Annotated in this window: 19 protein-coding genes; 7 read left to right on the top strand and 12 right to left on the bottom strand. The window is 34.7% G+C overall.

From position 1 onward, the window contains the following. Positions 1–54: 54 nt before the first annotated feature. The 3 genes from BN3326_RS15270 to BN3326_RS15260 form a co-directional block, all read right to left on the bottom strand. Positions 55–1,425 carry an ABC transporter substrate-binding protein gene (locus tag BN3326_RS15270; RefSeq protein ID WP_070000114.1) on the bottom strand — a complete coding sequence of 457 codons (1,371 nt, stop codon included), beginning with the start codon at positions 1,423–1,425 and terminating at the stop codon, positions 55–57. Positions 1,426–1,686: 261 nt separating this feature from the next. Continuing rightward, positions 1,687–2,772 (bottom strand): response regulator transcription factor, encoded by a 1,086-nt coding sequence (locus tag BN3326_RS15265; RefSeq protein WP_070000113.1) that lies wholly within the window; start codon positions 2,770–2,772, stop codon positions 1,687–1,689. Then, on the bottom strand, positions 2,753–4,510 hold the full coding sequence (locus BN3326_RS15260) for a sensor histidine kinase (protein ID WP_070000112.1): 1,758 nt from the start codon (positions 4,508–4,510) through the stop codon (positions 2,753–2,755). The genes BN3326_RS15265 and BN3326_RS15260 overlap by 20 nt, the downstream gene beginning before the upstream one ends. 171 nt (positions 4,511–4,681) lie before the next feature. Between BN3326_RS15260 and BN3326_RS15255 the strand changes: the two genes are divergently transcribed. The 4 genes from BN3326_RS15255 (at position 4,682) to BN3326_RS15245 (ending at position 7,847) form a co-directional block, all read left to right on the top strand. Beyond that, positions 4,682–5,821 carry a DEAD/DEAH box helicase gene (locus BN3326_RS15255; protein ID WP_070000111.1) on the top strand — a complete coding sequence of 380 codons (1,140 nt, stop codon included), beginning with the start codon at positions 4,682–4,684 and terminating at the stop codon, positions 5,819–5,821. Between the two features lie 213 nt (positions 5,822–6,034). Beyond that, on the top strand, positions 6,035–6,850 hold the full coding sequence (gene zupT, locus BN3326_RS15250) for a zinc transporter ZupT (RefSeq protein ID WP_070000110.1): 816 nt from the start codon (positions 6,035–6,037) through the stop codon (positions 6,848–6,850). 106 nt (positions 6,851–6,956) lie between these two features. After that, positions 6,957–7,121 (top strand): hypothetical protein, encoded by a 165-nt coding sequence (locus tag BN3326_RS22060; RefSeq protein ID WP_171903843.1) that lies wholly within the window; start codon positions 6,957–6,959, stop codon positions 7,119–7,121. 159 nt (positions 7,122–7,280) lie between these two features. Next, positions 7,281–7,847 (top strand): rhomboid family intramembrane serine protease, encoded by a 567-nt coding sequence (locus BN3326_RS15245; protein WP_083258745.1) that lies wholly within the window; start codon positions 7,281–7,283, stop codon positions 7,845–7,847. Positions 7,848–7,926: 79 nt separating this feature from the next. Here the strand turns inward: BN3326_RS15245 and BN3326_RS15240 are convergent, their stop codons facing one another. The 4 genes from BN3326_RS15240 to BN3326_RS15225 are packed head-to-tail and all read right to left on the bottom strand — an operon-like array spanning position 7,927 to position 12,305. Continuing rightward, positions 7,927–9,258 (bottom strand): methyl-accepting chemotaxis protein, encoded by a 1,332-nt coding sequence (locus BN3326_RS15240; protein WP_141722938.1) that lies wholly within the window; start codon positions 9,256–9,258, stop codon positions 7,927–7,929. Positions 9,259–9,298: 40 nt separating this feature from the next. Further along, positions 9,299–10,855 carry a CotH kinase family protein gene (locus BN3326_RS15235; protein ID WP_070000108.1) on the bottom strand — a complete coding sequence of 519 codons (1,557 nt, stop codon included), beginning with the start codon at positions 10,853–10,855 and terminating at the stop codon, positions 9,299–9,301. A gap of 23 nt (positions 10,856–10,878) precedes the next feature. Beyond that, complete coding sequence (locus BN3326_RS15230; RefSeq protein ID WP_070000107.1) at positions 10,879–11,568, bottom strand: DUF4956 domain-containing protein; 690 nt, start codon at positions 11,566–11,568, stop codon at positions 10,879–10,881. Further along, positions 11,544–12,305, bottom strand: a complete 762-nt coding sequence (locus tag BN3326_RS15225) for a polyphosphate polymerase domain-containing protein (protein ID WP_070000106.1) — start codon at positions 12,303–12,305, stop codon at positions 11,544–11,546. Before BN3326_RS15225 ends, BN3326_RS15230 begins: the two co-directional genes overlap by 25 nt. Positions 12,306–12,500: 195 nt before the next feature. Between BN3326_RS15225 and BN3326_RS15220 the strand changes: the two genes are divergently transcribed. Next, positions 12,501–13,178, top strand: a complete 678-nt coding sequence (locus BN3326_RS15220; RefSeq protein ID WP_070000105.1) for a response regulator transcription factor — start codon at positions 12,501–12,503, stop codon at positions 13,176–13,178. After that, entirely contained in the window at positions 13,179–14,441 is a 1,263-nt protein-coding gene (locus tag BN3326_RS15215; RefSeq protein WP_070000104.1) for a sensor histidine kinase, read from the top strand. 165 nt (positions 14,442–14,606) lie between these two features. Here the strand turns inward: BN3326_RS15215 and BN3326_RS15210 are convergent, their stop codons facing one another. The 3 genes from BN3326_RS15210 to BN3326_RS15200 are packed head-to-tail and all read right to left on the bottom strand — an operon-like array spanning position 14,607 to position 15,636. Continuing rightward, on the bottom strand, positions 14,607–14,858 hold the full coding sequence (locus tag BN3326_RS15210; RefSeq protein WP_070000103.1) for a hypothetical protein: 252 nt from the start codon (positions 14,856–14,858) through the stop codon (positions 14,607–14,609). Positions 14,859–14,872: 14 nt separating this feature from the next. Continuing rightward, complete coding sequence (locus tag BN3326_RS15205) at positions 14,873–15,253, bottom strand: SHOCT-like domain-containing protein (RefSeq protein WP_070000102.1); 381 nt, start codon at positions 15,251–15,253, stop codon at positions 14,873–14,875. Then, positions 15,253–15,636 carry a DUF2089 domain-containing protein gene (locus BN3326_RS15200; protein ID WP_070000101.1) on the bottom strand — a complete coding sequence of 128 codons (384 nt, stop codon included), beginning with the start codon at positions 15,634–15,636 and terminating at the stop codon, positions 15,253–15,255. Before BN3326_RS15200 ends, BN3326_RS15205 begins: the two co-directional genes overlap by 1 nt. Before the next feature lie 251 nt (positions 15,637–15,887). On the opposite strand from BN3326_RS15200, the gene BN3326_RS15195 reads away from it, so the two are divergent. Next, on the top strand, positions 15,888–16,520 hold the full coding sequence (locus BN3326_RS15195) for a GNAT family N-acetyltransferase (RefSeq protein WP_070000100.1): 633 nt from the start codon (positions 15,888–15,890) through the stop codon (positions 16,518–16,520). 132 nt (positions 16,521–16,652) lie between these two features. Here the strand turns inward: BN3326_RS15195 and BN3326_RS15190 are convergent, their stop codons facing one another. After that, complete coding sequence (locus BN3326_RS15190; protein WP_207646356.1) at positions 16,653–17,639, bottom strand: 2-hydroxyacid dehydrogenase; 987 nt, start codon at positions 17,637–17,639, stop codon at positions 16,653–16,655. Positions 17,640–17,716: 77 nt separating this feature from the next. Beyond that, positions 17,717–18,847: an aldo/keto reductase gene (locus tag BN3326_RS15185; protein ID WP_070000098.1), complete on the bottom strand. Its 1,131-nt coding sequence runs from the start codon at positions 18,845–18,847 to the stop codon at positions 17,717–17,719. Between the last annotated feature and the right edge of the window lie 177 nt (positions 18,848–19,024).

The following is a 19,024-nucleotide window of genomic DNA, read 5'->3' as shown; positions in this document are numbered from 1 at the left end:
GTCCCTCCTTATTTTAAATAGCTGACATTACTGTCAGCTATTTAAGTCAATCTATTATTTTTTAGCCTTACTAATCACATCATCTGCTCTTGATTTTAAGATGACATAGTAATCATCGTCTTTAGTCGCCCCTAAGAAGTATTTTTCTGATTCTTCTTTATAGATCTGCATAATTTCTGGAAGTGCAGTTGTTTCTGTTGCAATAACATATTTAAGACTTGGATCAAGCATCACTTTTTTATAAGCTTCTACGTCAAATCTTTCTTCTGGGTTTTCTCCTAAAATAAGTTTAACTTCATTTTCTTCTCCAAATGCATTATAAGCTGGCATCTTGGCAATATGCTTAGCGCCTTCTGTAGCCCAAAACTGAATGAACTCCCAAGCTTTTTCTTTATTTTGTGAATTAGAATTAATAGATACAAAGTTATTTAAAATAGATTGATATGGGTTTTCTGTGTTTGCATCTACTCTTGGAATAGGTGCAAAAGTTGTTATAAAGTCATGTGGAAATTCTGGATCATTAACATATCTTAACATCCAAGATGCAAAAGGCATCATCGCAATTTCTTCATTTAAGAAGGCTGGATGTGAAAATCTCTCTAACTTTCTGGAGAATACTTCCTCATAAGGGATAGCACTGCCTTTATCCATCATTTCTTTTAGCTTAGTATTTGTTTTAAAGATAGCATCATCAAAATTACTTGTGCCATCTGCTTTATATAAGTAGTTGCCGCCGAGCAGTGTTTGAGGCACACCTAGTGGCAGCCCATCGTAATAAATACATGTTCCATATACTTTTTTGCCATCTTTTTCACCTGTTAACTTTTGTGCAATCTCTACAAACTGATCCATAGTCCAGTTTTCTGGAATAGTGATGCCTTTTTCATCTAACATATTTTTATTAATCATAAAGCCAATAGGTTCTCTTGCTGTTGGAATAGCATATAAACCATCGTTAGGCTTTAAGATGCCATCCATTCCCCCGTGAATTTGACTGTTTACAAATTCTTCTGCATTAAGATTACTAAGATCTTCTATCATTTTACTATCTACACGTTTTTTCAAAAGATCTGCTGAGTATGTAAAAAATACATCGATTGGCTCACCAGATAGGAGTGCTGTATCAAGCTTTGTATTACCTGTATCATCATTCACATAACGCACGTATTCTACTTGCATATCAGGATTTTTAGCATTCCACTCTTTAACAATTTCTCCTGGGCCGCTTTCTTCTGGAACGCCACCCCATACCACAAGCTTGCCACCTGCAGCTGCGCCATCCTTTTCTTTAGGTGCTGCCTGTTCTTTGGCATTCCCCCCAGTCGTTGAAGCTGTATTATCTTTTGAAGTACAGCCTGCAAGTGAAGTTATCATGAGTGTTGCACATAGTGATAATCCCATTAACTTTTTTGTTAACTTCTTCATTATAAGTCCCCCTCTTTTATTAATCATTATCTTATTTGATAAGTTTATTATATTTCAAAACCGCCTAATAATCCGGCTATAATATTGACTGTTTTTAACACTTTTATAGTATAAACCTTTTGCATAATATTTTTTTATATTATTTTGTACATTTTCATTGTTATTTTGTTCTTACAGCTATGCAATTTATATACTATTTGACTCAAACAATAATTTACACATGCTAATACTTTATAAACTAAAAAATAACACCTTATGTACTTAGGTGTTATTTTTTATAAGTATATTCTTTTGATATTGTTTAGGCGTTACCCCTTCAAGCTCTTTAAAGACTTGAGTAAAATAACTGCAGTTAGTATACCCCATAAGCTCTGACACTTCTTGTATTGTTATTTTCTTCCTGGCTAAAAGTTCCTTAGATCTTTCAATTTTTATCTGATTAATATAGTCAATGAAGTTGGTGTTCATTATTTTCTTAAAGTACTTGGAGAAGTAGCTTTCACTCATACTGACGTGATCTGCTACATCCTTTAACTTAATGTTTTGGTTATAGTATTTGTTAATGTAAATAACCGCCTTATTAATAACTGCATCATAGTTTTCTTTTCGCTCCTGCTCTATAGAAGTCTTTATATCTAAAGCTATTTCTCCCAAAGACTTAACAGCTTCATCAATGTTATGGGAATCTTGGATGATTTGTCTTATCGTCTTATAGTTTGAAAAAAACTTATTAGGATCTATATCATATTTTTTAATGACATTAGAAAAGACACCAAATATATCCTCCCATTCCCTACTTTCTTTCCAAAACTCTTTTAAGATATAGGCACTCTTAAGAATCTTCTTTATCACTTTATTTAAAGTATCTAAATCTCCATATTCTATAGCGCTTCTTAGACTTTGCTCATGCTCCAAAGTAAAAAAACTAGGAAGTATTTTATTTTTATCTAAAGGCACATAGGCATTATTTTTACGCACATAGGTTATAGCTCTATTTATTGTATCTACCAACTCCTCTGTTGTCATAGATAGTTTAGGAATATAGTCTAGGGCACCTCCAAACTTTAAGGCTTGTCTTACCACATCCATGTCATTTACACAGCTTAGTACAATAGCAACAGTATAAGGACTACATAGCTTAAGCTGCTCTATAAGCGTCAGCCCGTCCATCTTTGGCATCTTAATATCGGTCAGGACAATATCAATATTGTTTTTTAGAATAAGTTCCAGCGCCTGTTCGCCGTTACTTGCTTCTATCACCTCATCTATACCTATTTCTTCCCAATTAACAGATGTAGCAATGCCCTTGCGAATTAATATTTCATCATCAACTATTATGATTTTCATCTCCAAGCCCCCCTCTCACTAATAATTTAATAGCGATAGTTATCCCCCCCGCTTCATTCCTGCTGATACGTAATGTACTATCATTTCCGTAATAAATCTGTATGCGCTCTTGCACATTTTTCACACCAATTCCTGAAGATTTTTTAGTACTTGTTAATAGCTCTTTTATTTGTTCATCACTCATTCCGCATCCATTGTCCTCTACTAATATATTCACGCTATCCACGCTCTTAAACAATCTAACTTTTATAATCCCTAGATCGTCCTTTCCTTGTAGTCCATGAATAATAGCATTTTCTATTAAGGGCTGTAAAAATAATATAGGCACCTCTAAGTCATAGAGTTCTTCCTCTACTTCAAAAACAACCCTAAAAGTTTCCCCATATCTCATCTTTTGCAGCTCAATATAATGATTAAGACATGTTATTTCTTCTTTTAATGTAATAATATCTCTGTTTTTACTTAAGGAATACTCAAGTATATACCCTAGTGAAATAATCATTTTTTCTGCTGTTTTTGCACCTTCCATAATACATAGCCACTTAATGCCATTTAATGTATTAAATAAAAAGTGGGGCTGAATCTGGGACTGTAGTGCTTCTAGCTTTGTTCTTTGTTTTTCTTCATAAATTCTCCTATTTTCCTCAAATAGTTCATTTAATTTTGTACTCATTATATTAAAATCTTTGCTAAGTTCCTCTACTTCCTGATTTGTTTTAGGAATTGCAATTTGAATGAACTTACCATCCTTTACAGTCCGCATAGCATCCCTTAATTTAGTTATAGACCTTGTCAGTCTATTGATACTAAGTATATCTGCACAAATAATAATGACTAAGACGATGAGATTAATCCCTATTGTAAAGTTTCTATAATAGCTTACCTTTCTTAACATATCCCTATAGGGAATGATTTGTACAACTTTCCAATGCGCTTTACTGATATTTCTTATACTAACAACTTGTTTTTCCCCTTTATAGGAAGCAACTTCATGAGATTCTAACTTTCTTTCTTGAATATAGTCTTTAAACCACTGTTTACTAAATAACTTACTCTTTTCGCTATTATTAATATACTCCAATATGATGTTGCCCTCATGGTCAACTAAATATCTTTCTGTATTTTGAAATTCATTGCCTGCAAATAATAGGCTGTTAATATTTCTTTCGTTAAATAACTCTATAGCTAAAACCCCAACTGTTCTACCATTTATATCTAATATATTTCTAGCCATGCCTATTATAGGTACTTGTTCATACTTTTCACTTGGAATCCCAGAAAACTCCTTCCACACAAAAAAGCCTTCTGCATTTAACGTCTCTTTAATCCAAGCTTTTTTATACGCTTCAAAACTGCTTATGTTGTTTTGTGCGGTGGTTGTATAGATGTCGGCTTGTTTATTATAAATATAAATATCCGCATTATAGGCATACAAGTGCGCTGCATTTATATTGGATAACTTTTTTGTTATCTTCCTTACCTCAGGAAGACTTGCTTCATTATTTTTAAGAGCACCGGTTATGTCTTGATCTAAAGTTATTGCATTAGAAGAAGCTATAAGGCTGTCTAATACTTGTTCTATATCTTTTGTAATTTTTCCTAGGTTCTGCTGAGATTGCAAAAGTAACTGCTCTTCCATAATATTTTCTATATAAAAATAACCTGCCCAAGGCACTATAATAAAAGGTATCGTTGTTAGTAAGATAATAATAATAAGAAATTGCTTTTTAATCGTCATCTAAGCACCTACTTTTATAGTTCTTTAAACTGCTGCTATTTTTATTATATATTATTAAATGCATTTTGTATCATACTGCTATAAAAATCTCTAATTCAGCTTCCTTGCTTAAACTTTACGAATAAGTGTATAATATACTGTATGATACGACCTCAGACTAAGGAGAATATAATGAATAACAATTTTATAGATTTAAAGTTAAATCAAAATATAATAAATGGTTTAGAAAAACAAAATATCACTATTCCTACAGAGATTCAAACGCTTACTATACCAGCTATCCTAGAAGGAAAAGATATTATCGCTGAATCTCATACTGGAAGTGGTAAAACCCTTGCTTTTCTTACACCTTTATTTGAAAAGATAAATACTGAAAAAAGAGAAATGCAGGCTATTATTTTAGCACCAACCCATGAACTTGTTATGCAAATTAGTAATCAAGTTACCTTATTAAGTAAAAATGCTGAACTCCCAGTAACTTCTACTACAATTATGGGAGAAGTGCATATTGACAGACAGATCAAAAAGCTCAAAGAGAAACCACATATTATTGTCGGAACCCCGGGCCGTATAATGGATCTTATTAAAAAGAAAAAAATAACCCATCAAACCATTCAAACGGTTATTATTGATGAAGCCGATCATCTGCTTGAACGCAATGAGGCTGCAACGATTAAGGCCATCTTGCATAGTATTCCAAAAGAAAAACAGCTTTGTATCTTTTCGGCCACTATTAATAAAAAAACAGTAGATGTAATAGCGCCTTTTATGAAAGATCCTATTACCCTTAAAACAGCTCCTAAGACAGCTCTTAATCCTAATATTGAGCATAAGTATATTGTGGTTGATCAGAGAGATAAGTTTGAAACATTAAGAAAAATCATCGCGGCTACAAATCCTGAGCGTGCTCTTATCTTTATAAGCCAAACTAATGAAGTACAGATGATTACTGATAAGCTTAATTATCATAAACTCGCTGCCGCAAGCATCTCTGGCAAAACTTCCAAAGAAGATAGAAAAACAGCACTTACACGTTTTAGAAGCGGCAAAATAAAATTTCTTGTTTCATCTGATTTATCGGCTAGAGGCCTTGATGTTCCAGAAATCACGCATATATTCCATCTAGACTTTCCAAATACCGCAAATGACTATCTGCACCGCGCGGGCAGAACTGCCAGAGGCAACTTTTCTGGTTTTTCTATAGGTATTATTGCCCACAAAGAACTTGCAGCCATTAGAATCTATGAGCGGGAATTTAAAATAAAAATTGCTCCTCAAAAATTATCTAACGGAAAACTAGAATCCGTTTAAGCCATTTAAACGTTTTGAATGTTTGTGATAAATTTCATTTGAAGATGAGGTAAAGTGATATAATACGAATAAAAGGAATAAACTAGTCTATAGATAGAATCAATCCGCAAGGCCTCTATCAGTTAGAGGCCCTCCTATGAAACACTTGGGTGATACATGTTACCTAATATATATTTTATCATTTTTTATATGCTTTTAAAAAGGAGGATTACTATGACAGCAGATACAAATACTATTTTAATAGCTTTTGGGCTGACCTTATTTGCGGGGCTTGCAACAGGAATAGGCAGCTGCTTAGCCTTTTTTACTAAGCGCACAAACACAAAATTCTTATCGATCTCACTAGGTTTTTCAGCAGGTGTCATGATCTATGTTTCCTTTGTGGAAATATTTGTAAAGGCTCTGGATTCTCTAACGCTTGAGTTTGGGGTAAAAAGAGGCGCATGGATGACTGTACTGGGCTTTTTTGGAGGCATGTTTTTAATTGCACTTATTGATAAGTTTGTACCAAGTTCTGAGAATCCTCATGAGGCTCACAGCGTAGAGGATCTTACAGATCCAAGTCATGCTAAAAATCATAAACTTCTTAGAATGGGTATGATGTCCGCTATTGCCATTGCAATACATAACTTTCCCGAGGGACTCGCCACCTTTATGGCTGCAATAAAAGATATTAATATCGGCTTACCTATAGCTGTTGCTATTGCTATTCATAATATTCCAGAGGGTATTGCTGTATCAGTGCCTATTTATTATGCTACTGGCAGTAAGAAAAAAGCCTTTTATTATTCCTTTTTATCTGGCCTTTCTGAACCCATAGGTGCTCTTGTAGGTTATCTTTTACTCTCACAATTTTTCAACGAGGCAACATTTGGTATTTTATTTGCACTTGTAGCGGGAATCATGGTCTTTATCTCCCTAGATGAGCTGCTTCCAGCCTCGGAGAAATACGGTGAACACCACTTATCTATTTATGGACTTATAGCCGGTATGATGGTAATGGCCGTGAGCCTGCTTTTATTCTTATAGTTTACTATTATTTTCTATAAATGCCTTTTCAACAGACATCTTTTCAATCATTGCCAGTATATAAAATCACCTCCTTGGCACACTAAAGTGATAAGGAGGTGATTTTATGTCTAAAGGAAACGGTATGTCTACTTACACTACAGAAATGTTAAAAGAAGGTTCAAAACAACCTAATCCGGAATCTGGGATTTATCCATCTAACAGGCATGATACTACTAAAAATGCTAAACACCATCTTGAAGGAAATGGTATTATTACAAAAGGAAAATAATAGATGTGGGACCTGTTAGATTATTACTAATAAGAAATAAGCCATTTTGACAGAATTAATTTCTGCTCAAAATGGCTTATTTTTATTTATTTTATTATTAGTGTTTAGCAGATATATTGTTATAATAAAAAATATAGATTAGATAAGGAGCTGAACAGCATGAAAAGAATACTTGGAAAATTTCAATATAATTCACCCGTTACATTAACTTTTGCTTTTGTTTCATTACTTGTATTACTACTAGGTGATATGACAGGCAGATTATCTACAAATTTGCTTTTTTGTGTCTATCGATCCTCTTGGACGGATCCTTTAACTTATTTTAGATTATTTAGTCATAGTTTAGGTCATGCAGATTGGAATCACTATGCTAGTAATATGGTTTTATTTTTGGTATTAGGACCTATGCTTGAAGAAAAGTATAAGTCAAAAGCATTGTTGATAATGATTGCAGTGACCACTTTGGTTTCTGGACTCTTTTATATTATTTTATATCCCAGCAATGTATTATTGGGAGCAAGTGGCATTGTATTTATGATGATCGTCTTAGCGTCAGTTGGAGGTATGAAAGAAGGAAAAATTCCTCTTACACTGATCCTAGTTCTAATTATCTATCTAGGAGGCGAACTACTAAGTATTGGTGCACAGGACGGTATAGCTCGCGGAGCGCACATTTTGGGTGGCGTATGTGGTGTAGGTTTTGGGCTTATGCCTAGGCGGATATAATCAGAGATACCGCTCTATATAAGAAATAAGCCATTTTGGTAGAATTGGCTTCTACTCAAAATGGCTTATTATGCTTCTTTTAGGCAATTTTAAACTTATCCACTTCTTCTCTTAATTCTTTAGCCAGCGTAAATAGCCCTTTCGCAGATTGCGCTATATCTTCTATAGAAGCAAGCTGTTCCTGACCTGCTGCTGATACCTCTTCCATACTTGCAGCTGACTGCTGTGCTACAGCTGCCATACTCTGTGTTTGACCTGATATACCTTTAGATTTTTCATTGACTGTCTGTATGGATGCTGCTGTCTGCTTAAAACCAGCTACAATACCATTGTAGGTCCCTTTGATTTTATCAAATGCATCTTGTGTAATACCCAGCGCTTTTTTCTGTTCATCAATAAGTGTCGTGGTCGTACTTATATTATTTACAACTTGCTTAGTCTTATCTGTTGTCTGATTAATAATCTCATTGATTACTTTAGCAGCTTTTCCCGACTCTTCCGCAAGCTTTCTAATTTCATCAGCAACTACAGCAAATCCTTTACCTGCTTCTCCCGCTCTCGCTGCTTCTATCGCTGCATTAAGTGCGAGCAGATTAGTCTGGTCCGCTATAGCAGTAATAATATTAATGGTATCAGCAACCTTTTCTATCATAATACTTAGTTCATCCATTGACTTATTGGTCTCATAGGATATTGCTATGTTTTCTTCCATTTTCTTAGATTGTATATCAACAGCCTTTTGTCCTTCTTGAATACTGTCAATAGACTTTACAGCATGATCAGCTCCTTCTAAAGCTTCTTTTGTAATATTATCGATCAGCTGTGCGACCTCAGTTAACGTTATGTTAATAGCATTAATTGTTTTAGCTTGATGTCCATTGCCTGCTGCTACTTGATTCATTGTCGTTACAACTTGCGTAATAGTTTGTACATTGTCATCAGTTGTTTTACTAAGACTATGCGAGTGTGAGGTAAGTTCCCCACAGATATTTTGTAATTTAAGAGCCATATCCCTTAGAACTTCTCTTGTATCACTTAAGGCTTCTCCCATTAAGCCGCTTTCATCTTTATACTTAAGTACTTCATCAAAAGACTCATCATAAACCAAGTCGAAACTTGCTGTTTTCCTTGTCAGCTCCGTCACTTTTATAATGGGTTTAGCGATATATTTTCCTAGGAAATAAGATATAATAATCCCTAGAATAAGTGATATGAGTAATCCTATAAGCACTGGAGTGGGCAAAAGAAACTGCCCGCCGCCAGTTCCTTTCTCAACACCTGATGCTACTTCTGCGCCACTTGGCATTTGCTGACTTTTATTCATATAAAGTGATGCTGCTACATTAAGTATTGCAACAATAATTGTATTCACAAGTGATAGCATAACGATTTTAGTAGATATTTTGTCCATAAGCATCTTCCTCTTTTGTTTAGTTTGAGATCGCAATATTTTATTTTCCCTTTACAGTATTGTTCATAGTTGTATTACCAGTAGTCGAAATGCTTCCTGAGAGCTGTGCTTTGACATTCTCAACTCTTGCCTTTATAAAGTTTACAATAGATACTGAGCTTACTTGCATGCCCATACCACCGTTTCGGCCATTTTTCATATCCCCCGGCACACCTTGTAGTCTTTCAGGCCTTTCCCCCATAGGCATTTCTGGTCTCTCGCCAGCTAGCATTTCTGGCCTTTGTCCAGTTGGCATCTCAGGCCTTTCGCCTGGAGTAAAATCTTCCGGCATATTTGGTAGTACTGGACTTTGGCCATCTGTTACGGCTACACGTCCTGTGCTCGGCGCAGCATTTGTTAGTTCATCTACTTCTGTTTCTGAATAAGTTATACTTGCTTCAAATTGTTCCATTGTATAAAACTTCGTAGGATCAGCCTTAACATAGGGTCTTATAATATTTGCCACCTGCGTTACCCTCTGTTCAAAATTTTCTAAATAGATATTAAGCTCTTCGATATAGGTGTAATACTTTTGTTTATATGCCTCAACTGCAAGTAAGTTATTAATAAGCGGAAGGTTTTTAATATCGACGCCCACTACCGGTTGGTCAATCGGAATAGTTGTTTGATTGCCTCCTCCAAATCCTGCTATAGACATATTATAGTCCCATGGAATAACAGTAAATCTACCATCTTGCCCATACAAATAATAGTTATGAGAGAAATTGCCGTTGTAGCTGTCATAGTTACCGAGAACAGTATTTACTGCGATATACTTCAATGCACTATCTACATCCAACACACTTTCAATATCACCCTTTTGCCCAGTAGGCATCTCATTTAAAACTTTAATAAAGTTCTTAAGATCTGTTTTAGTTTTATCTTTTCCTATTTTTAGCTCGCTCTTATCATAATTACTGTCTGCCACGTACTGTAAAGTACTGCCTTGCTCTTGCTTATAAAGACTGCCACTATCATCCCCAAAGCTTCTTTCTATAAAGCTATCATCCAGAGCTTCAACACAAAGGTAAAACCCAAAAAGTTCATCATTAATATACACATTTGCAAAAGCTGTCAAAGGTACATCCACTCCCATAGCCCTAAGCGCTTCATAACTTAGATATTCTCGCATATAGGAAGGATCTGAGTACATATTATTGACTACAAATTCGTCAAGCCCTAGGAGCGTCTGCCCTTTTACATATTTATCAAGTTTGATTCTAAAGCTGTAGCGATCGGAATCACTGCCCGCAACAGACTTTAGTGTAGAATTTCCTTTTGTTCTAAAACCTACATTTTCTACAGTAACACCCCCGACCTTAACCGTTGCACTTTTGTATTCTTCAGCCAAAGGATCACTCATCATACTTTCAAGATCTGCATCAGAAACATTAATACGAATGTCTATTACTTTGTCTTTTTGGAACAGTTTTTCATACCCCTTAGTATTTTGAGATGTTGTTGCTCCGATAACGTTAGTATTTAGAAAAACCCCTGTAATAAGTACCACTACCACTGAAACTGCTGCTATTAATTGTTTTATGCCTATATTTTTCATATTCATTCCTCCATTATTTAGAATTATGCTGCATCCGCACACATTGATAAGGTGATATTTAAATTTCCGTTTCTGCAACGCAGCGCATCCAGAAACTCTTTTTGATTGATTGCATTATCTACTGTAATGCTATAAACAAGTTCATAAAGACTTCCAAGATCTGTTGTCCTAACTCTTTTTAGCTCGTAATGTGTTGTAAATTTCTGAAAAATATCATCAAAGGCACCTTCATAGTTTAAGTCTTCTGGAATAACTATTTTTAATATTTTATGAGAAGATTTTTCTGCTCCAAAGTTAAATATGCTTAACATAAACATAAGAAAGCAAAGAGCAAAAGTAAATAAAATTGCATAACCATAAAAACCTACGCCACAGGCAAGCCCAGCTGCCATTGTAAAAAGTACATATGCAATATCTTTAGGATCCCCTGGTGCACTTCTGAATCTTATGATTGAAAAAGCTCCTGCCAGACTAAAGGCTCTTGCAACATTGCTGCCAATTAGGAGAATAATAATAGCAATAACTGTAGGAACAAGTATAAGTGTAAGCGAAAAATTTTGTGAATACGTCCCCTTATTCGAAGTCTTAATATAGCTCATACTAATCGCTCCTCCTAAAATAAAGGATACAATAATGGTTAGCAGTGCATCCATCAAAGGAATTGAAGAGGCTGCTGTATTTACTGTGTCTATGCTGAGTATTGTTTCAAACATGTGTTTAAATCTCCTTTCATATGTTGTGCATTTGCTACTGTTTTTTTATGTTGTGTACCATACTTTGAAAAACTTGCTTTATATGCCTTACATTCTGATAAAAGCTTCGATAACCAAATAGGTATACTGTCTTTCGCCTTCACTTCCATAAGCCACCTATTATCTTCTAAAAGTTTTTCTCCGTAATCTCCACACTCTAACTTAAGGTCATATCTTCTAGTTCTTATGTTGGTATCAAAAGTTATTCTTAAATCACTGCATTCTCTAGAAAACATAGCTGTTCTGTCATAAGCTAAGTAAAGTTTAGGTTCAAGGGTATAACGTTTTAAAATATATTCAATTTCATTAATAACTTGTTCATTCATATAATCTTTAATATCAGGTTTTATGCCTGTATTTACAAATTCATAGGCCTCATCAAGCTTTAATGTGGTTCTTCTTTTATTAACGAGCCCGCACACCTTCTTTTTAATCTCTAAATAACCTTCACTATCGCTATTTGGAACGCCATAAGCTCTAAGTCGTAATTTTTCCTTATACTTAGGTTTTTCTAAAGAACTCCTTATCAAATGATTATCTGCTGTGTCATAATAGATATTACTGATCGTATAAAACCCATTTTCCTTATTGTATTTATCATGTTCCATATAGTCACAAAGATAACCTTGCAGTTGTTCGTAGGTCTTATCATCTAGTAAAAACTTGTTTTCATATCTGTTAAAAACTTCTATTCCCATTTTTGTTACTCCTTCCATACTTCATTTCACTGTTTAGTGATCTATTTGAACTTATTGTACGAGTGCAACCTTAAAAGAACCTTAAATTTTTCAAAAAAAATTTAAGGTTCTATATCCTTTATAAGCTAATATATTTTTAAGGTTCTTTTAAGGTTTGCTATGCTATAATAATAAAAAGGAAATGGGGGTTATATAATGCGTATATTACTTGTTGAAGATGAAATACATTTAGCTGAAGCCCTTGTACAGATTTTACGTAAAAATAATTATACAGTAGATGTATCTTATGACGGAGAATCTGGTTTAGATAATGCATTAAGTGATATTTATGACTTAATACTACTAGATATTATGATGCCTAAAATGGATGGAATCACCGTACTTAAAAATATCCGCTTGCAGGGTCTTACAACTCCTGTACTGCTTCTTACAGCTAAGGGTGAAATAAGTGATCGGGTGATGGGTCTTGACAGCGGGGCAGATGATTATCTTCCAAAACCTTTTGCAACAGAGGAGCTTCTGGCAAGAATAAGGGCTATGTCGAGACGTAAGGGTGAAGTGGTCACAGATAACACCTTAAAATTTGGCGATATTATGCTTAACACTGCCAATCTTAAGCTCTCAGCTTTAGGAAAAGAGGTTAAGCTTACATTAAAAGAAAGTGAACTGCTTGAGTTTCTTATTTCACGTAAAAACGCAGCTACTTCAAAAGAAATGATTATTGAAAAACTTTGGGGTTTTGATGCTGATGTAGAGCATAACCATGTTGAGGTGTATGTTTCTTTTCTAAGAAAAAAATTAAACTTTTTAGATTCTAATGTAAGTATCACAACAGTTCGTGGTATAGGTTACAGCCTGGAGGTGAAAGATTAAATGTTTAAAGCCCTTAGAAATAAGTTTCTTATTCTTAACCTCATAACTATCTCCATTATGATGATGATTGCTTTTACATCTATTTACCTCATAACTTATAATAATACACATTCAGATATTAATAGAGAACTTCACAAATTAGCTGAATTTAATCCTAGATCTAACGAACCTCCTCTTGGGCGTTCTGATATGCCACCCATATCCAAGTCTGATGATGTCCCAAACATGCAGAAACGTTCCGTATCATTTACTATCCTATTAGACAGTACTTGGGATATTGTAAAAGTCAATTCTATCTTTGATATGGATGATACGTTTTATGAGGATGCAGCACAATCTGCACTTAGTAAATATAAAAGTCAAGGACAATTTAAGCTTGATGGCAATTACTGGGCATTTATGATTAGACCTCATCCTACAGGTTATAAAATAATTTTCTTAGATATTACTTTTCAGCAGAATATATTAATGAAACTAATCTATACCTTTTTGGCTGTAGCATTTATTATGCTTATTGTGATCTTCTTTATCAGCAGATTTTTTGCCAATAGAGCTATTGCTCCTATCAAAGAAGCTTTTAATAAGCAAAAACAATTTATTGCCGATGCTTCTCATGAACTCAAAACACCCCTCGCCGTTATTAACACAAATACAGACGTACTCCTGTCTAGTATTGGCACTTCTCTAGGTGATGAAGTGAAATGGCTGCATTATATCAAAGGTGAAGCTGAAAGAATGGCTAAACTTACAAATGATTTACTCTATCTCACTCAAGTGGATTACTCTGATATTCAAATGGTCTTTAGTGATTTTAATTTAAGTGAATGTGCAGAAAATATAATATTAACAATGGAAGCAGTTATCTTTGAAAATAATATTTCACTAGAATATGATATTAGACCAGATATTATGATTTCTGGCAGCATGGAACAGATTACCCAAGTTATTATTATCCTTCTAGATAATGCTATCAAGTATGCAAATCCCAAAGGCACTATTAATATTTCACTTAAAAAGCAGCATAATACGGCTCTATTATCTGTAACGAATACTGGGGATGGCATACCTAATGAGGAGCTTGATAAAATCTTTGATAGATTTTACCGCATAGATAAGTCCCGTTCAAGATCTAAAGGTGGTCATGGACTCGGTCTTCCCATAGCACAGACCATACTTAATCAGCATCATGGTAAAATTGCAGTTACAAGTATCTTACATGAAAGTACTACCTTCTATATTGAGTTGCCATGTGTTAATAATTAGCTTCCAGTCTGATATTTTAGCTGGCTACTTAGCACCCTATAAAGCATTGCTGCAAAGGCTTTATAGCTGATCCTTTATAGGGTCCTCTCTTTTTAGCTTAAATTAAACACAAAAAAAGAGCTTGGTTTCCTATCGCTGTGAAACTTCCGCTCTTTATATAGATTTTCAGATGGTGATTTTTATGCGATTCCCCTTACTATCTTTGATATCTACTAGTTTTAATCCTTTATATTCTTTCAGCATATCAACACATTGCTTAAGTTGATTAAAATTAATATCTTGAATAATGTACCGTTTCCTTTCAGGTATGTGTCTTTTTACAATAGGCATTTCCATTATAGAAAAAACCGCTTTTAAAAGTACTAAAGGAATAGGAATAAAAATTATATTTTTATCCTCTTTAATATAAATTCTCATCAGGTACGTCCTCGCTATTCTATAACAACCTCAACAATATCCCCATTTGCACTGTGTACATCTACTATTTTCCCGCAAAGGCCATTATCAATTGCCTCTGAGATAAGATTAAAATCTATTTTATCCATGCCATCAACATGCTTATCTATAGGAATCTTTCCTAATGCTTTAAGCGTTGTTTTAATGAGCTTAACCGGGATCTTGACATCTACATTATCTCCATTATCAGAATTTACCTTTATCTTAAGCATTTTGTTCATAATATCATTATCCGAAACCGCAGGTGTTTCCATAGCACTTTTATTATTAATTGATTCAATAAGTAATTGCGCTTTATCAGCGGTAATCTTACCGTCTTCAACCATTTTTAAAATTTTTAATACTTCATCACTCATTATAATTCCCTCCTTATTTTTTCTCCATTTAACATCTTGATTGCCTCATCACTGGTAATCTCACCTCGATCGAGCATATCTATCACACGTTTTTTATCAACAGTGGGAGGTGCTGTTACGTTATGCCCTAGAGCTGATATCACCTCGTCAAGTTTTGCTCTTACCGTAGGGTATGAAATTCCAAGTTCTTTTTCTACGTCTTTGATATTTCCTCGGTTTTTAAGGAAAACTTCAATAAAATTTATTTGTTCGCTTGTTAAATAATCAAACTTGGACATTTCAAAATGATTTTCTATAATTGTACTACACTTTTTGCATTCCAGCTTTCTAATTGTAAGCTTGCCTTGACACACAGGGCACTTATTAATAACTTTATAAGCCAACTTCTCCTCTCCTTTCATTTTCTTAGTAATAATATAGCATATCAAATGAAATTATTCAATATAAAACTTGATATATTCAATAAATATACTTAAATATATCAAATATATTAATTATATTATTGATTATATCAATTCACCCATTATTATTTTCACCCGATGCCTCTTGATTCTCTTTTAAACTCTAAATAAGGATTTTAAATCTAAGTTTTGTGATATAATAACATTATTATGTTTTTGGAAGGAGTACTTCTATGAATGATGTATTACTTGAGTGGATAGGTTATTTAGCTTCATTTATTGTGCTTATATCCCTGCTCATGAGCTCTATTATAAAATTAAGGTGGATTAATCTGCTAGGTTCTAGTATTTTTGCAATTTATGGTTTTTTAATAGGCGCATTGCCTGTAGCTTTTATGAATATAGGTATTGCTATTATTAATATTTATTATCTTGTTAAAATCTATGGTTCAAAAGAATATTTTAAGCTTATTCCACTTCTAACTGCTTCTTTGTACTTTAACTATTTCTTAGAATTCTATCAAGAAGGCATTCAAAAATATATGAATACTTCTGGATTTAACTTTGAAAGCGCCGAAATTAGTTTTTATATTTTAAGAAATACTGTGCCTGCAGGTATTTTTTTAGGTTCACGTTATGATGAAAATACACTTAAAGTTGAACTTGATTTTGTAACCCCAGAGTATAGAGACTTTAAAATAGGAACCTATATTTATGAAACTAAAAAAGACTACTTTTTAAAACATGGTTTTTCCAAGCTAGTATGTTTTTCATCTAATGAAAAGCATATTCAGTATCTTAGGAAAATGGGTTTTAAAGAATATACTGGAAGTGATACACATTTTTTTATAAAGGAACTTGCCTAATCGCCTAGCTAGGACTCTATCATCTAAGTTAAAAAAGCTATCAACGTTGCCGCTGATAGCTTAAAAGTTCTGAGACCGTCTTAAAAGTATACCCCTCGTCACTTAAAGACTATACAACGCCCGGGATAGCCTCTAACGACTGCCTTTCCTCCTTAATTCTGGCACACAGCTATCTGTTATATCTCCTTGAAGTGCTGCCACTAAATTTTTTGCAGCTGTCATTGCCATGCACCTGCGCGTCTTTTCGGTTGATGAACCTATATGAGGAACTGTTATAACATTTGGCAGCCTAAGCAGAGGATTATCTGGTTGAACAGGTTCTGTTTCAAAAACATCCAGCCCTGCTCCTAATAGTTCTTTATTCTCCAGTGCCCTGATCAGCGCCTCTTCATCCACCGTCTGGCCGCGGGAAGCATTAATGAAAAAAGCACTCTCTTTCATTAGAGCAAATTCCTTTGTGCCTATCATATGGTATGTATCTTCCGTAAGCGGCACAATCAGTACGACAAAGTCGCTGGTTTTTAGAAGTGTTTCAAAGTCACTGTATACTACGCCTAAATGCTTTTCTGCTTCGTATTTTCTGGTTCTATTATAATAGCGCACTTCCATATCAAAACCGAACTTAGCCCTTTTAGCTATCGCTTCTCCTATTCTGCCCATGCCAATAATGCCAAGTGTTGTGCCATATACATCCAGTCCAAATAGATTTTTATTATCTTCCCTTTTCCATCTGCCAGCCTTTACATAGTGATCAAGCTCAGAAATGCGCCGAGCTGTAGCAAGCATCAGTCCCATTACTAAGTCTGCTACCGTATTTTCTAATACACCTGGGGTGTTAGTTCCTATAATCCCCCTGGCTTTCATCGCCTTAATATCAAAGTTGTTGTATCCAACTGACACATTACTGGCTACTCTTAACTTAGGCGCATGGCTAAGCAGCTCTTCATTAACAGGAATACCAGTAAGTATAGCGCCCTCTTTATCCTGTAGTTTTTCAAATAATACCTCTTGTGGAATTTGTCTGGGCCCTTCCCATCTTTCATAGTCACAATAAGTACCAATGTAAGCTTCTGCTTCTTTAGATATCCTCGAAGCAATCAATACTTTAGGCTTAATCACAGTACGCCCCCTTTTAAATACCGCAGCTTTTATTCCTTATATTGTACGCCACCTAAGCTGGTAATACAATAACCCTATTAAAGTGCTTCTAAAACTTCAACTACCCGCTTCATTTCACTTCTTATATTGAGATGCTGTGGACATTTCTCTTCACATAAACCACAGTCAATACAAGCCTCTGGCATAGCGCTATTCTTAGTATTTTTCTTATAATTTTCGAATTCACTTTTTGCAGTTACTGTCAGTCCGTAAACATTATGGTACGTATACATATTAAATAGCTTAGGAATAATGATATTTTCTGGACAAGGCTGGCAGTAGTTGCATCCTGTGCAGTAAAGTTCTGAAAACTTTTTAACCTCTTCCATTGCCACACCGACTTGATCCCAGTCTGCCCTGGTCATATAGGTTGCAAGATCTGCAATAGCGAGATTTTTCTCGAGCATATCCATATTCTCCATCCCCGAAAGCGCAAGGGATATATCTTCATTGCCGAGTACAAACCTTAACGCCAGTTCATACGTTGCCATAGATGCTTTTCCTGTAAGCTTTTTATAGAGCTCTGTTGGTGCCGAAAGCCTTCCCCCCGCTACTGGCCCCATAGCCGCTACGCCATATCCTTTAGACTTTGCATATGCAATAGACTTTTCATTCGACCTATCCAGCAAGTTATACTGACATAGCACTGTTTCAAGGATCCCCTCTCCTGCATCTATCATATCAATCATATTTTCAGGGACATCATGAAAAGAAAAGCACATATGCCTTACCAAGCCCTCATCCTTTGCTTTCCTGGCTTCATTAAAAAGGTTATATTTTTCAATGGTCTGCAAAGAACCTTTATTAATGCCCCACAAATGATAAAAATCAATATAATCGGTACCTATTTTAGTTAGACTATTCTCCAACGTTTTTCTAAAATCAGCGGGTGATGCGATCACTTCAAACGGCAGCTTTGTGGTCATCATCACTTTATCTCTAACACTTTTTAGGGCTTTACCCATAGCATACTCACTATTTTTATGGCAATAATAAGGTGCCGAATCAAAATAGTTAACGCCTTCTTCATAAGCCCTAAAAAGTAGAGGTAATGCCTTATCTTCATCGATATACCACTTCCCATTCAATTCCATCTCAGGCAACCTCATACAGCCAAACCCTAAAACAGACACACTTTCCCCAGTATTGCCAAATTTACGATATCTCATAGATTTTATTCCCCTTTTCTAAAATTTTACACCCCTTTAACTTCGTATAAGTCCTATGTTGCCTCAGCTAGTATATAAATGTTCTTATATTATCCATTCTACACCCTATTTAAAAAGTATCCATTTCATAATGACTGAAAAAAATGGTATAATGTCTTATGTCTATCTATAATCAGG

This window comes from Cellulosilyticum sp. I15G10I2 (assembly GCF_900095725.1).
Taxonomy (GTDB): domain Bacteria; phylum Bacillota; class Clostridia; order Lachnospirales; family Cellulosilyticaceae; genus FMMP01.
Note: the sequence above shows the minus strand (reverse complement) of the source record. Positions and strands in the feature narration are given on the sequence as shown.

Excerpts from the sequence above, each read along its gene's own strand:
- BN3326_RS15265 (WP_070000113.1), bottom strand. The coding sequence starts at position 2,772 with ATGAAAATCATAATAGTTGATGATGAAATATTAATTCGCAAGGGCATT.
- BN3326_RS15210 (WP_070000103.1), bottom strand. The coding sequence starts at position 14,858 with ATGAGAATTTATATTAAAGAGGATAAAAATATAATTTTTATTCCTATT.
- BN3326_RS15255 (WP_070000111.1), top strand. The coding sequence starts at position 4,682 with ATGAATAACAATTTTATAGATTTAAAGTTAAATCAAAATATAATAAAT.
- BN3326_RS15245 (WP_083258745.1), top strand. The coding sequence starts at position 7,281 with ATGAAAAGAATACTTGGAAAATTTCAATATAATTCACCCGTTACATTA.
- BN3326_RS15260 (WP_070000112.1), bottom strand. The coding sequence starts at position 4,510 with ATGACGATTAAAAAGCAATTTCTTATTATTATTATCTTACTAACAACG.
- BN3326_RS15235 (WP_070000108.1), bottom strand. The coding sequence starts at position 10,855 with ATGAAAAATATAGGCATAAAACAATTAATAGCAGCAGTTTCAGTGGTA.
- BN3326_RS15240 (WP_141722938.1), bottom strand. The coding sequence starts at position 9,258 with ATGGACAAAATATCTACTAAAATCGTTATGCTATCACTTGTGAATACA.
- BN3326_RS15185 (WP_070000098.1), bottom strand. The coding sequence starts at position 18,847 with ATGAGATATCGTAAATTTGGCAATACTGGGGAAAGTGTGTCTGTTTTA.
- BN3326_RS15195 (WP_070000100.1), top strand. The coding sequence starts at position 15,888 with ATGAATGATGTATTACTTGAGTGGATAGGTTATTTAGCTTCATTTATT.
- zupT (WP_070000110.1), top strand. The coding sequence starts at position 6,035 with ATGACAGCAGATACAAATACTATTTTAATAGCTTTTGGGCTGACCTTA.
- BN3326_RS15215 (WP_070000104.1), top strand. The coding sequence starts at position 13,179 with ATGTTTAAAGCCCTTAGAAATAAGTTTCTTATTCTTAACCTCATAACT.
- BN3326_RS15230 (WP_070000107.1), bottom strand. The coding sequence starts at position 11,568 with ATGTTTGAAACAATACTCAGCATAGACACAGTAAATACAGCAGCCTCT.
- BN3326_RS15220 (WP_070000105.1), top strand. The coding sequence starts at position 12,501 with ATGCGTATATTACTTGTTGAAGATGAAATACATTTAGCTGAAGCCCTT.
- BN3326_RS15270 (WP_070000114.1), bottom strand. The coding sequence starts at position 1,425 with ATGAAGAAGTTAACAAAAAAGTTAATGGGATTATCACTATGTGCAACA.
- BN3326_RS15205 (WP_070000102.1), bottom strand. The coding sequence starts at position 15,253 with ATGAGTGATGAAGTATTAAAAATTTTAAAAATGGTTGAAGACGGTAAG.
- BN3326_RS22060 (WP_171903843.1), top strand. The coding sequence starts at position 6,957 with ATGTCTAAAGGAAACGGTATGTCTACTTACACTACAGAAATGTTAAAA.
- BN3326_RS15225 (WP_070000106.1), bottom strand. The coding sequence starts at position 12,305 with ATGGGAATAGAAGTTTTTAACAGATATGAAAACAAGTTTTTACTAGAT.